Origin of the sequence: Novimethylophilus sp., assembly GCF_036504375.1 — a bacterium.
Taxonomy (GTDB): Bacteria; Pseudomonadota; Gammaproteobacteria; order Burkholderiales; family Methylophilaceae; genus Novimethylophilus.
In genome coordinates, this window is the sequence record NZ_DASXVH010000004.1 from 1 (window position 1) to 12,449 (window position 12,449).

General features: G+C 59.3%; 12 protein-coding genes and 1 pseudogene. 8 read left to right on the plus strand and 5 right to left on the minus strand.

All coding sequences use genetic code 11. The features are described 5' to 3' along the window. Positions 1-703, minus strand: a 703-nt coding sequence (locus tag VGK14_RS00110; protein WP_331506858.1) for a DEAD/DEAH box helicase, incomplete at its 3' end; no start/stop codon positions are given. 162 nt (positions 704-865) lie between these two features. Here VGK14_RS00110 and VGK14_RS00115 point away from each other — a divergent pair. Then, positions 866-1,951, plus strand: a complete 1,086-nt coding sequence (locus tag VGK14_RS00115; protein ID WP_331506859.1) for a PA0069 family radical SAM protein — start codon at positions 866-868, stop codon at positions 1,949-1,951. Here VGK14_RS00115 and VGK14_RS00120 read toward each other — a convergent pair. Genes VGK14_RS00120 through metG form a run of 3 tightly spaced genes read right to left on the minus strand, consistent with a single transcriptional unit; the run spans position 1,948 to position 5,001 of the window. Continuing rightward, on the minus strand, positions 1,948-2,331 hold the full coding sequence (locus tag VGK14_RS00120) for an RNA-binding S4 domain-containing protein (protein ID WP_331506860.1): 384 nt from the start codon (positions 2,329-2,331) through the stop codon (positions 1,948-1,950). The two genes, VGK14_RS00115 and VGK14_RS00120, sit on opposite strands and share 4 nt — an antisense overlap. Positions 2,332-2,365: 34 nt before the next feature. Continuing rightward, positions 2,366-2,890 carry a glycine zipper domain-containing protein gene (locus VGK14_RS00125; protein ID WP_331506861.1) on the minus strand — a complete coding sequence of 175 codons (525 nt, stop codon included), beginning with the start codon at positions 2,888-2,890 and terminating at the stop codon, positions 2,366-2,368. Between the two features lie 29 nt (positions 2,891-2,919). Next, the gene (metG, locus tag VGK14_RS00130; protein WP_331506862.1) at positions 2,920-5,001 is read right to left on the minus strand and encodes a methionine--tRNA ligase; all 2,082 of its coding nucleotides are present in this window, start codon (positions 4,999-5,001) and stop codon (positions 2,920-2,922) included. 102 nt (positions 5,002-5,103) lie between these two features. Here metG and apbC point away from each other — a divergent pair, with 102 nt between their 5' ends. The 6 genes from apbC to VGK14_RS00160 all read left to right on the plus strand — a co-directional run bounded on the left by apbC (position 5,104) and on the right by VGK14_RS00160 (position 11,095). Beyond that, on the plus strand, positions 5,104-6,192 hold the full coding sequence (gene apbC / locus VGK14_RS00135) for an iron-sulfur cluster carrier protein ApbC (protein WP_331506863.1): 1,089 nt from the start codon (positions 5,104-5,106) through the stop codon (positions 6,190-6,192). Positions 6,193-6,238: 46 nt separating this feature from the next. Further along, positions 6,239-6,673, plus strand: coding sequence for an EamA family transporter (locus VGK14_RS00140; protein WP_331506864.1), 435 nt, complete (start codon positions 6,239-6,241; stop codon positions 6,671-6,673). 125 nt (positions 6,674-6,798) lie between these two features. Beyond that, on the plus strand, positions 6,799-7,887 hold the full coding sequence (gene aroG, locus VGK14_RS00145) for a 3-deoxy-7-phosphoheptulonate synthase AroG (protein ID WP_331506865.1): 1,089 nt from the start codon (positions 6,799-6,801) through the stop codon (positions 7,885-7,887). A 78-nt stretch (positions 7,888-7,965) separates the two neighbouring features. Further along, positions 7,966-8,538 (plus strand): dCTP deaminase, encoded by a 573-nt coding sequence (gene dcd, locus VGK14_RS00150; RefSeq protein ID WP_331506866.1) that lies wholly within the window; start codon positions 7,966-7,968, stop codon positions 8,536-8,538. Then, positions 8,538-8,768: a hypothetical protein gene (locus VGK14_RS00155; protein WP_331506867.1), complete on the plus strand. Its 231-nt coding sequence runs from the start codon at positions 8,538-8,540 to the stop codon at positions 8,766-8,768. The genes dcd and VGK14_RS00155 overlap by 1 nt, the downstream gene beginning before the upstream one ends. Positions 8,769-8,857: 89 nt before the next feature. After that, on the plus strand, positions 8,858-11,095 hold the full coding sequence (locus tag VGK14_RS00160) for an arginine/lysine/ornithine decarboxylase (protein ID WP_331506868.1): 2,238 nt from the start codon (positions 8,858-8,860) through the stop codon (positions 11,093-11,095). A 139-nt stretch (positions 11,096-11,234) separates the two neighbouring features. On the opposite strand, the gene VGK14_RS00165 is transcribed toward VGK14_RS00160, so the two are convergent. Next, a complete protein-coding gene (locus tag VGK14_RS00165) occupies positions 11,235-11,732 on the minus strand; it encodes a dihydrofolate reductase (RefSeq protein ID WP_414691689.1) in 498 nt (165 codons plus the stop codon). A 64-nt stretch (positions 11,733-11,796) separates the two neighbouring features. Here VGK14_RS00165 and VGK14_RS00170 point away from each other — a divergent pair. Then, positions 11,797-12,449: pseudogene (locus VGK14_RS00170) on the plus strand (histidine kinase); the annotation flags it as partial.

The following is a 12,449-nucleotide window of genomic DNA, read 5'->3' on the forward strand; positions in this document are numbered from 1 at the left end:
GCTTTTTCTCGCGGTCGACCAGGTAGATTCTTTGCGAGACCAGTTCGGCGGTGGCATTGCGGCGCGCCACTTCGATCAGCGCCGGGTTGTTCAGCAGGCTGTCGGCCAGCGCCTTGATCTCGTCGGAGAACGTGGCGGAGAACAGCAGGTTCTGGCGCTTCTTCGGCAACAACGCCAGCACCTTTTTGATGTCGCGGATGAAGCCCATATCCAGCATGCGGTCGGCCTCGTCCAGCACTAGGATTTCGACTTTCGACAAATCCAGCGTACCTTGCTGCACGTGATCCAGCAGGCGGCCTGGAGTGGCGACCAGGATATCGACGCGGCTGCGCAGCCGCTGGATTTGCGGATTGATGCCGACGCCGCCGAACATCACCATTGACGACAGCTTAAGGTATTTGCCGTACTCGCGCACGCTCTCTTCCACCTGGGCGGCCAGTTCGCGCGTCGGGGTGAGAATCAACGCCCGGATCGGCGGGCGGCCTTCGGAGGGGCCTTTGACGGATTTATCCGAGAGGCGATGCAGAATGGGCAGGGTAAAACCGGCGGTCTTGCCGGTGCCGGTCTGCGCGCCGGCCAGCAAATCACCGCCCGTCAGCACGGCGGGGATGGCCTGCTTCTGGATCGGGGTGGGTTCGGTGTAGCCGCGTTCGGTAACGGCGCGGACGATTTCTTCGGACAGGCCGAGGGCATTAAATGACATAGTATTCCAATTGAAACATCGGCCTGTCGCCGCGCTGGGCGCCAGTCTTAGGCGGACAATGTAGGGGTAAAAGCCGGGATGGGCAGCGGCGCGTAGACTGGAACGATTGCCGCAGGCCGTCATTCTAACAGGGCGCAACACATTTACGTTAGAATTCTCTCGGTGGACGATCGTACAGAATACAAACCGCTCACATTCAAAGGGCGCGGCACAGCCAGCAATGCGGTGGGCCGGTTCGAGCAGCTTGGGCGCAAAATGTACGATGACGGCTGGGGCAGCCTGGATGAAGAACCGCCGCCGCTGCGCACCGAGGTGACTATCGACGCCTCGCGCACCATCATCACGTACAACGAATCCCCCGACATACCCTTCGACCGCTCCATCAACGCCTACCGCGGCTGCGAGCATGGCTGCGTCTATTGCTTTGCCCGGCCCACGCACGCTTATTTGGGCTTCTCCCCCGGCCTGGATTTCGAAAGCAGGCTGTTCGTCAAACCCGATGCCGCGCAACTGCTGCGCCAGGAACTGGCGCATCCCAAATATCGATGCGCGCCGATCGCGCTGGGGACCGACACGGATCCTTACCAGCCCATAGAACGCAAATACCGCGTCACCCGGCAAATCCTTGAGGTATTGGCGGAGTGCCGGCATCCGGTCACCATTGTCACCAAGTCGGCGATGATAGAACGCGACCTGGACATTCTTGCGCCGATGGCCGAGCAAGGCTTGGCGCATGCGGCCATCAGCGTGACCACGCTGGACCGCGACCTGGCACGCCGGATGGAACCGCGCGCCGCGGCCCCGCAACGGCGCCTGGAAACCATTGCCAAACTGGCGCAGGCCAGCATCCCGGTGGCGGTGATGACTGCACCCATCATCCCGGCGCTGAACGACAGCGAAATGGAAAGCATACTGGAAGCCGCCAAACAGGCTGGAGCAACTTCAGCGGGCTATGTGCTGCTGCGCCTGCCGCTGGAGCTGGCGGGCCTGTTCGAAGAATGGCTGCAATTGCACGCGACGCTCAAGGCCGAGCATGTGATGAGCCTGCTCAGGCAGAGCCGGGGCGGCAAGGAATACGATGCGGCATTTCACCGGCGCATGCGCGGCAACGGACCATTTGCCGAAATGATAGGCCAGCGTTTCCGTCTCGCCGTCGGACGATTGGGATTATCCGGCAGGACGAAACTGGACACGACGAGATTCCAGCCGCCGAAAAAAGCAGGGCCGGAACAGATAGCGTTGTTTTAACTGATGAATCGATGAATCAAGCGCCGGTCGCGCTTGGTCGGCCGCCCTGCTCCACGCTCGCGCTCGCCGAACTCGGCGCGCTGGCGTTCCGCAAACGCTTGGCGCTGAAGCCGGCTTGCTTCGGTTTCCTCATACAGCAAGGCCGCTTCGGGAGCACCGCGCCGCTGGGCGGAGAGCCCCCGGACGATCACCGTCCATTCGCCGTCAGGCCCGGTGATGCGGATTTCGTTGCCGACACGGACTTCCTTCGAAGCCTTGGCGCGCAGCCCGTCTACCCGCACCTTACCGCCGTCGATCGCATCGCAAGCCAGTGAGCGCGTCTTGAAGAAGCGCGCGGCCCACAGCCATTTGTCCAGGCGAAATTTCTCGGCTTCCGTCATGTTCAGCTTCAGGCCGCGCGCATGTTATTTGGGGCTAGTCCTCATGACCTCTATGTTCGCCATGATCCTCATGTTTGTCCTTATAGTGGCCGTAGGCATGTCCACGGCCATGTTTGTGCTTGTCATGATGATCCTCATCTTCATCTTCGTCGTCATCCATGGCCTTGGTCGAGACCTTGGTTGTGGTACCAACCTTGGGCGATGTTTCGGTCACGTTCTTGCCGACAGCTGCGCCGGCTGCCCCGCCAACCCCTGCCCCTACCACAGCACCGGTCTTGCCACCCATGGAGTGGCCGACGGCGGCTCCGGCAGCGCCGCCTGCGGCACCGCCGACAATTGCGCCGGTCTTGCCGTCGCCCTTGGTCGTCGTGGCAGCGCCCACGCCGCCGCCGACTGCGCCACCCACGATGGCGCCTGTTTTACCACCCACCGCCTGCCCGATGGCTGTGCCTGCGGCAGCACCGACGCCGCCGCCCACCGCGGTCTTGGCATCGCTGTCGGCCGCCAATGCGGAACCGGAAACCAGCAGCATGGAAATAAAGAGACAAGAAAATTTCATGTTTTATCCTAATTCGTTGTTAAGAGAGTTCACTTAACGCGCATGCCGGGCTGCGCGCCGACATCGGGCGACAAAATGAAAGGCCCGCCGCGTTCGTCACTCGCCGCCAGCACCATGCCTTCCGACAAGCCGAACTTCATTTTACGCGGAGCAAGGTTGGCTACCATCACCGTCAGTCGGCCGACGAGCATAGCCGGGTCGTAGGCGGACTTGATGCCGGCGAACACCTGGCGCGGATTTTCCTCGCCGATGTCCAGCGTCAGCCTGAGCAGCTTTTCCGCACCCTCGACATGCTCGGCGTTGACGATCCTGGCGATGCGTAGATCGACTTTGGCAAAATCGTCGATGCCGATGGTGTCGCCCACCGGCTGGAGCTGATGCTGCTGCGCCTCGGCGTGCCGCACTTGCGAATGGTTTTGCACGGCAGGCTGCAGGGATTCCTTATTGGCTTCGACCATGGCTTCGATTTGCTTGGGGTCGATACGGGTAATTAAATGATGATAGGAATTGATCCTTTGTTCAGGTGCCACACCGATGCCGCCCCAATTTGGATGATTCCCAGCTCGGAAAAGTCCAAGCCCTGCGCTTGCAGTTCTGGGCAACACAGGATAAAGCAGCAGACTCAGAGCCTTGAAACCATGTAAAGCTTTTGAACAAACGATATGAAGTAATTGCTTATCTGTCTCGGAATCCAGCTTCTTGGCTTTTTCCCATGGTTTGGATGAGTCGAAATCAGCATTGATGTAGTCTGCCAATGCCATAACCTCCCGCATAGCCCTAGCATAATCTCTAGACTCATAAGCTTCAGCAACGCGACCTCTTGTTTCATTGATTTTGATTTGTAATGGCTCGTCGCGCAGGCCTTGGATTTCCCCATCAAAATGTTTCGCAATAAAACCTGCCGCCCGGCTGGCGATATTGACGTACTTGCCCACCAGGTCGGAATTCACCCGCGCAACAAAATCTTCCAGGTTGAGGTCGATGTCTTCCATCGAGCCGTTGAGCTTGGCGGCGTAGTAATAGCGCAGGTATTCCGGGTTCTTGACGTGCTCAAGATAGCTGCGCGCGGTGATGAAGGTGCCGCGCGACTTGGACATTTTTTCGCCGTTTACGGTCAGGAAACCGTGGGCGAATACCTTGGTCGGAGTGCGATAGCCGGAATATTCCAGCGTCGCCGGCCAGAACAAGGCATGGAAATAAAGAATGTCCTTGCCGATGAAATGGTGCAGCTCGGTTTTTGGCTCTGGGCCTTCATTCTCTTCGCGCTGCCAATATTCGTCAAAATCCAGCCCAGACTTCGTGCACAGGTTCTTGAAACTCGCCATGTAGCCGATAGGCGCGTCCAGCCAGACGTAGAAGTATTTGCCCGGCGCATCGGGAATTTCGAAGCCGAAGTACGGCGCATCGCGCGAGATGTCCCAGTCGGAAAGCTTGTTTTCGCCCGTCTCGCCCAGCCATTCATTCATCTTGTTGGCAGCTTCGGCCTGCAGATGGCCGGCGCGCGTCCAATCACGCAGGAAGTCGCTACATTCGGAGAGCTTGAAGAAGTAATGCTCGGTCTCGCGGCGTACCGGCACAGCACCCGACACCGCGGAGAACGGGTTGATCAGCTCGGTCGGGCTGTAGGTGGCGCCGCATACTTCACAGGAGTCGCCGTACTGATCCTTGGCGTGACACTTGGGACATTCGCCCTTGATGAAACGGTCCGGCAGGAACATCTGCTTGACCTGGTCGTAATACTGCTCGATGGTACGCACCGCGATCTTGCCTTTAGCCTTGAGCGCCCGATAGATGCCGTTCGCCAGTTCGCGGTTCTCATCGGAATTGGTGGAATAGTAGTTGTCGAATTCGACCAGAAATTCGGCGAAATCCGCGCTGTGCTCGCCGTGCACCCGTTTGATCAAGGCTTCCGGTGTAATGCCCTCCTTCTCGGCCCGCAGCATGATGGGCGTGCCGTGAGTGTCGTCGGCGCAGACGTAATGGCACTGGTTGCCCTGCATTTTCTGGAAGCGCACCCAGATGTCGGTCTGGATGTATTCCACCAGATGGCCGAGGTGAATGCTGCCGTTGGCATAAGGCAACGCGGAGGTGACGAGAATTTTTCGGGTCATAAAGAGCTTGAAACCTTGGCAAAGGGGCACCATTTTAGCAAATGACGGCAACTCCCACATACGCTAAAATTATCCCGATTATTTACTCAGGAATCTCAATCCATGACGCTCTCCGAACAACAAGTCCAGGCCGCCCTCAAGGAAATCACCGACCCCAGCACCGGCAAGGATTTCGTCGCCACCAAGTCCGCCCGCAACATCCGCATCGACGGCAACAACGTCGCACTGGACATCGTACTGGGCTATCCGGCCAAAACGGTGGCTGCGGATATTCAAAAACAGGTCACGGACAAGCTCAAGAGTCTGCCTGAAATCGGCGGCGTATTCGTCAACGTGACCAGCAAGATCGTGTCGCACAGTGTGCAGCGCGGCGTGCAGCTGATTGCGGGCGTGAAGAACATCATCGCGGTGGCCTCCGGCAAGGGCGGCGTCGGCAAATCCACGACAGCCGTTAATCTGGCGCTGGCGCTGGCGGCCGAAGGCGCCAATGTCGGCATACTGGATGCGGACATCTATGGGCCGTCACAGCCGCAGATGCTGGGCATCACCACCAAGCCCGAAACCAAGGACGGCAAGAGCATGGAACCGCTGGAGCGCTACGGCGTGCAGGCGATGTCAATCGGCTTCCTCATTGACACCGAAACCCCCATGGTATGGCGCGGCCCCATGGTCACCAGCGCGCTGGAACAATTATTGAGAGAAACCAACTGGCGCGAACTCGATTACCTGGTGGTCGACCTGCCGCCCGGCACCGGCGACATCCAGTTGACGCTGTCGCAGAAAGTGCCGGTCACCGGCGCCATCATCGTCACCACGCCGCAGGACATCGCGCTGCTGGACGCGCGCAAGGGATTGAAGATGTTCGAGAAAGTTGGCGTGCCCATCATCGGTATCGTCGAAAACATGAGTACGCATATCTGCTCGCAATGCGGCCATGAAGAACACATCTTCGGCGCCGGCGGCGGCGCGCAGATGTGCCGCGACTACAACGTCGAGCTGCTGGGCTCGCTGCCGCTCGACATCAAAATCCGCGAACAATCCGACACTGGCATGCCGACCGTCGTTGCCGATCCGGACGGCAAGATCGCCGCCACCTACCGTGAAATCGCCCGCCGTACCGCGGTCAGGCTTTCCGAAATGGGGCTGGATCACAGCAGCAAGTTCCCCAATATCGTGATTCAAAACAGCTGATAGCCATCAGCTATCAGTCGGTAAACCGTCATGGTGAAAAATAAAAATGGTTTCTGAAGCTGGCTGGTTCTACTGGGCGCTGCTGTCGGCGCTATTTGCGGCATTGACTGCGATTTTCGCCAAGATCGGCCTTGAGGGCGTCGATTCCGACTTTGCGACGCTGATCCGCACGTTCGTCATCCTGATCATTCTCGCCGGCTTCGTCCTGGTCGGCGGGAAATGGTCCAACCCTCTCGCGCTACAGCCAAGGGCCCTGCTTTTCCTCACGTTATCCGCCCTGGCGACCGGGGCCTCATGGGTGTGCTACTTCCGCGCATTGAAACTGGGCGAGGCTTCCAGGGTCGCCCCGGTCGACAAGCTGAGCTTGCTGCTGGTCGCGGTCTTCGCTTTCCTGTTCCTGGGCGAACGGCTTTCCGCAGTCAACTGGCTGGGGATTGCGCTGATGGGAGCAGGCGTTGTGCTGCTGGCGCTGAAGCTGTAAAAACACGCTCAAACCGCATAATTCTTATACAAAATCCACTGAATTCTTATACAAAATCCCTAGCCATCCGGGTTAAAATGCACCCTTTTAACTGTTGCGGCTATTTGCCGCCGATGCGTTAGTTGATGAATACCCCGCACAGACCGGCTACCGACGATGTCCGCATCAAGGAAATCAAGGAACTGCTGCCGCCGTCGCGCATATTGGGCGAACTGACGGCCAGCGCCGTTGCCTCCGAAAATATCCTTGCCACCCGGCACGACATACACCGCATCCTGCATGGCGCGGACGACCGTCTGCTGGTGGTCGTCGGCCCGTGTTCGATCCATCACTTTGACGCCGCGCTGGAATACGCCAGGATGTTGTGCGAGCAGCGCAAGCGTTTTGCCGCCGAACTGGTGATCGTGATGCGCGTTTACTTCGAGAAGCCGCGCACCACGGTGGGCTGGAAAGGGCTGATCAACGACCCGCACCTGGACGGCAGCTTCAGCATCAACGAGGGGCTGCGGCTGGCCCGGCGCATCCTGCGCGATATCAACGAACTCGGCATGCCGGCCGGTACCGAATTCCTGGACGTGATTACGCCGCAATACACCGCCGACCTGGTGGCCTGGGGCGCCATCGGCGCGCGCACCACCGAAAGCCAGATCCACCGCGAGCTGGCCTCGGGCTTATCCTGCCCGGTGGGGTTCAAGAACGGCACCGATGGCAACATCCGCATCGCGGTGGACGCCATCAAGGCGGCGGCCAGCCCGCACCACTTCCTGTCGGTCACCAAGGCCGGCCATTCGGCCATCGTATCGACCGCCGGCAATGAGGATTGCCACGTGATCCTGCGCGGCGGCAAGCAGCCCAACTACGACGCGGCGAGCGTCGATGCCGCCTGCAAGGAGTTGGCCGCGGCCGGGCTGGCGCAGCGGGTGATGATCGACTGTTCGCATGCCAACAGCCGCAAGCAGTACAAATTGCAGCTGGAAGTCGCGCGCGATGTCGCCGGGCAGATCGCCGCCGGCGAACACCGCATTTTCGGGCTGATGGTGGAATCGCACCTGAAGGAAGGCCGGCAGGATCTGGATGACGGCCGCACGCTGGAATACGGCAAGTCGATAACCGATGCCTGCCTCGGGCTGGAAGACAGCGCGGCGGTGCTGGAAACCCTGGCGGAAGGCGTGCGCGCCCGACGCCGCGTCAACCCGGAAGACGAGGAAGACTAGCGGTGGTTTTGTCCGCAACCCCGTCGGTAACCGTATAATGCGCACTCATTTTCAATTACTTGGATTAATGTAGCCGCGATGAGCATTAAATCAGACAAGTGGATACGCCGCATGGCGGAGCAGCACGGCATGATAGAGCCTTTCGAACCGGGACAGGTCAAGGAGGCCAACGGGCAGAAGCTGGTGTCCTACGGCACGTCGAGCTACGGTTACGATATCCGCTGCTCCAGCGAGTTCAAGCTGTTCACCAACATCAACAGCACCATCGTCGACCCCAAGAACTTCGACCCGAACTCGTTTGTCGAAGTGGATGCCGATTACTGCATCATTCCGCCGAACTCGTTCGCGCTGGCCCGCACCGTGGAATATTTCCGCATTCCGCGCAACGTGCTGACCGTTTGCCTGGGCAAATCGACCTATGCGCGCTGCGGCATCATCGTCAACGTGACGCCGTTCGAGCCGGAGTGGGAAGGCTTTGTTACGCTGGAGTTCAGCAATACCACGCCGCTGCCGGCAAAGATCTACGCCAATGAAGGCTGCGCGCAGGTGCTGTTTTTCGAGGCCGACGCGGATGACATTTGCGAAACCTCTTACAAGGACCGTGGCGGCAAGTATCAGGGCCAGCATGGCGTGACCTTGCCGAAGATTTAATGATGAGCAGCACCGATTTGCCGAAAATCGTCTGGCGCGGCCCCAAGGGCGAAATCATCGCCTGCATCGAAAAAAACAAGGTGATGCAGGAAAACCTGGCCGAAATCCGCCAGACTTGCCAGGATGCATTGGAAGACGCAGTGCTGATGGGTTGCGACGAACATCAGTTCCGCGCCGTGCTGGCCGATCTGGTCGCACGCCTGGTCAATCCGTATCCTCCGCGGGAATAACGGCGCCAGCCGTTTCCGCTGAATCCGTACAACGCAGCGTCAGCAAAATCTGCGACAATCCGCGCTAATTTTCCCTTCAGGGAGCATCGATGAAATTCCGCTTTCCCGTCGTCATCATTGACGAAGATTTCCGTTCCGAAAACACTTCCGGCCTGGGTATCCGCGTGCTGGCCAAGGCCATCGAGGAAGAAGGCTTCGAAGTGCTGGGCGTGACCAGCTTCGTTGACATGGCCTCGTTCGCACAACAGCAGAGCCGGGCCTCGGCCTTCATCCTGTCGATCGACGACGAGGAATTCGTCGAGGAATCCAAAGTGGCGCTGAACCGGTTGCGCGCTTTCGTCGACGAGATCCGCTTTCGTAATGCGGAAATTCCGATTTTCCTGCACGGCGAAACGCGCACCTCGCGCCATATCCCCAACGAAATCCTGCGCGAACTGAACGGCTTCATCCATATGTATGAGGATACGCCGGAGTTCATCGCCCGCTACATCGTGCGCGAAGCCCGTGATTATCTGGATTCGCTACCGCCGCCGTTCTTCCGCGCGCTGACGCATTACGCCGCCGACGGTTCCTATTCCTGGCACTGCCCCGGCCATTCGGGCGGCGTGGCTTTCCTGAAATCGCCGGTAGGGCAGATGTTCCACCAGTTTTTCGGCGAGAATATGTTAAGGGCCGACGTCTGCAACGCGGTGGACGAGCTCGGCCAGTTGCTCGACCATACGGGACCTGTCGCCGCATCCGAGCGCAACGCGGCGCGGATTTTCCATTGCGACCACCTGTATTTCGTGACCAATGGAACGTCCACCTCGAACAAGATCGTCTGGCACTCCACCGTGGCGCCGGGCGACATCGTCGTCGTGGACCGCAACTGCCATAAATCGGTGCTGCATTCCATCATCATGACCGGCGCGATTCCGGTGTTCCTGATGCCCACGCGCAACCATTTCGGCATTATCGGTCCGATTCCGAAAGAAGAGTTCGAGTGGGAGAACATCAAGAAAAAAATCGCAAAAAATCCGTTCGCCACCGACAAGAACGCCAAGCCGCGCGTACTGACGATCACGCAATCCACCTACGATGGCGTGATCTACAACGTCGAGGAAATCAAGGAAATGCTCGACGGCAAGATCGACACGCTGCATTTCGACGAGGCGTGGCTGCCGCATGCCTCGTTCCACGACTTCTACGGCGACTATCACGCCATCGGCGAAGGCCGTCCGCGCTGCAAGGAATCGATGATTTTTTCGACGCAATCCACGCACAAGATGCTGGCCGGGTTGAGCCAGGCTTCGCAAATCCTGGTGCAGGATGCCGAAAACAGCCGGCTTGACCGCGACGTGTTCAACGAAGCCTATCTGATGCACACCTCCACCAGCCCGCAATATTCCATCATTGCCTCGTGCGACGTGGCCGCCGCGATGATGGAGCCTCCCGGCGGCACCGCACTGGTGGAGGAGTCCATCAAGGAGGCGCTGGATTTCCGCCGTGCGATGCGCAAGGTGGACGAGGAATGGGGCGCCGACTGGTGGTTCAAGGTATGGGGGCCGGATGATTTGTCCGAGGAAGGCATCGAAGAGCGCGAAGCCTGGATGCTGAAGACCAAGGCCCGCTGGCACGGCTTCGGCAAGGTGGCCAAGGGCTTCAACATGCTGGACCCGATCAAGGCCACCATCATCACCCCGGGGCTGGACGTCGACGGCGAATTCTCCGAGGAATTCGGCATCCCGGCGGCGATCGTCACCAAGTACTTAGCCGAGCACGGCGTCATCGTGGAAAAGACCGGGCTTTATTCGTTCTTCATCATGTTCACCATCGGTATCACCAAGGGCCGCTGGAACACGCTGGTGACTGCGCTGCAGCAGTTCAAGGACGACTACGACAAGAACCAGCCGTGCTGGCGCGTGCTGCCGGAATTCGTCGGCAAACATCCGCGCTACGAAAAGACCGGCCTGCGCGAACTGTGCGACCAGATTCACGGTGTCTACAAAGCCAACGACGTGGCGCGCCTGACCACCGAAATGTACCTGTCGGATATGATTCCGGCGATGAAACCGGCGGACGCGTTCGCCAAGATGGCGCACCGCAACATCGAACGCGTGCCCATCGACGAACTGCAAGACCGCATCACCGCGGTGCTGCTGACGCCCTACCCACCCGGTATTCCGCTGCTAATTCCGGGCGAGCGCTTCAATGCGACCATCGTGCGCTACCTGCAATTTGCCCGCGAATTCAACGGCAAATTTCCCGGCTTCGAAACCGACATCCACGGCCTTGTCGTCGAGCATACCGACGACAAGGTGGCTTACCATGTGGATTGCGTCGTGTGATCGACGCCTTCAGCCTGTTTCGTTCTTGCAAGCGCCCCGGGTGATCCACAGCACGTTCTGACAAGAAACCACCAGCCCAGATCGCGCCTGGGCTGGTGTAGCAAAGTGGTCAACGCAGGGCAGCGGCGTCGATATCAGCTCATGAACGGCCGGGCACTGCCTCGTATGTCACATAGCTGAAGGACAGGCCATTGGCGCCGATATGCGGCTGGCGCGACACTTCCCGCCAGCGGGTCCGAGCAAATTCCGGGAAATAGGCGTCGCCCTCGAATTCCGCGTCGATTTCCGTCAGGTATAGACGGTCGGCCATCGGCATCGCTTCCTTGTATAGCTCCGCGCCGCCGACAATGAAGATTTCCTGCTCGTTGCGGCACGTTTCCAGCGCCTGCTGCAGCGACTCCACCACCAGCGCGCCCGGCACCGCGTAATCGCGGTTGCGGCTGACGATCACCGTGGTCCTCCCCGGCAGCAGGCGGCCCAGCGATTCATATGTCTTGCGCCCCATGACGATGGGATGGCCCATGGTCAGCGCTTTGAAGTGCCTAAGATCCTCCGGCAAATGCCAGGGCAACGCATTACCTCGACCGATTACGCGGTTACGTGCAAGGGCGGCAATGACGGAAAGCTGTGGCATCATGAAGGGTCTGGAACGAATTTTGCGGGTAGGATTATACTATCCTGCCGCTTCGCAAAAACGACAATTGCGCATACCCTACCCGAAATCCTTTCTTACCCTGCTGCTGATCGGCTTCTCGTCAGTGGCGTTGCCGTTCCTGTTCGCCTTCGCCAACGCCTCGTTCTATCTCAGGAACATTACCGAGCAAAGCCGCGTAGCCGTCACCCAAGCCGTGCAGGCAACGCGCGACAGCAGGACCCTGGTCGAGCAGTTGACCCGCATGGAGCGGGTGACGCGCCAATACCTGGTACTGGGCGACAACGATCTGCTGGATACCTATACTGCGGCACTGCATAAATTCGACGACACCGCCCAGGCGCTCGGCCATCTGCCGCTAGACCGCAAACAGCACATGGCGCTGGACGAGGTGACCGCAAAGGTCGACATGATCGCCGCCCAGATGGCATTGGGCGACCCCGCTGCGATCAGCAAACTGCTGCCGGAATTCGGCCGCCTGTTCGAGCAGACCAATGCCATCCTGGCCGCCAGCAACCGCATGATAGACCGCGAAACAGCCGCGCTGCAATCGACCGCCGAACACGCCCAGCGCGTGCTGCTGTGGCAGGCATTGTCGCTGATTCCGTTCTCCATCCTGGTGACGCTGGCCATCACTTATCTGATCGCCCGCCCATTGCGCCAGATCGACCATGCGATCCGCGACCTCGGCAACGGCAAACT

What these genes read in the sequence shown, in the direction of transcription:
- VGK14_RS00120 (WP_331506860.1), bottom strand. Translation starts at nt 2,331, where the DNA reads ATGACGGAAGCCGAGAAATTTCGCCTGGACAAATGGCTGTGGGCCGCG.
- VGK14_RS00125 (WP_331506861.1), bottom strand. Translation starts at nt 2,890, where the DNA reads ATGAAATTTTCTTGTCTCTTTATTTCCATGCTGCTGGTTTCCGGTTCC.
- metG (WP_331506862.1), bottom strand. Translation starts at nt 5,001, where the DNA reads ATGACCCGAAAAATTCTCGTCACCTCCGCGTTGCCTTATGCCAACGGC.
- apbC (WP_331506863.1), top strand. Translation starts at nt 5,104, where the DNA reads ATGACGCTCTCCGAACAACAAGTCCAGGCCGCCCTCAAGGAAATCACC.
- VGK14_RS00140 (WP_331506864.1), top strand. Translation starts at nt 6,239, where the DNA reads ATGGTTTCTGAAGCTGGCTGGTTCTACTGGGCGCTGCTGTCGGCGCTA.
- aroG (WP_331506865.1), top strand. Translation starts at nt 6,799, where the DNA reads ATGAATACCCCGCACAGACCGGCTACCGACGATGTCCGCATCAAGGAA.
- dcd (WP_331506866.1), top strand. Translation starts at nt 7,966, where the DNA reads ATGAGCATTAAATCAGACAAGTGGATACGCCGCATGGCGGAGCAGCAC.
- VGK14_RS00155 (WP_331506867.1), top strand. Translation starts at nt 8,538, where the DNA reads ATGATGAGCAGCACCGATTTGCCGAAAATCGTCTGGCGCGGCCCCAAG.
- VGK14_RS00160 (WP_331506868.1), top strand. Translation starts at nt 8,858, where the DNA reads ATGAAATTCCGCTTTCCCGTCGTCATCATTGACGAAGATTTCCGTTCC.
- VGK14_RS00165 (WP_414691689.1), bottom strand. Translation starts at nt 11,732, where the DNA reads ATGATGCCACAGCTTTCCGTCATTGCCGCCCTTGCACGTAACCGCGTA.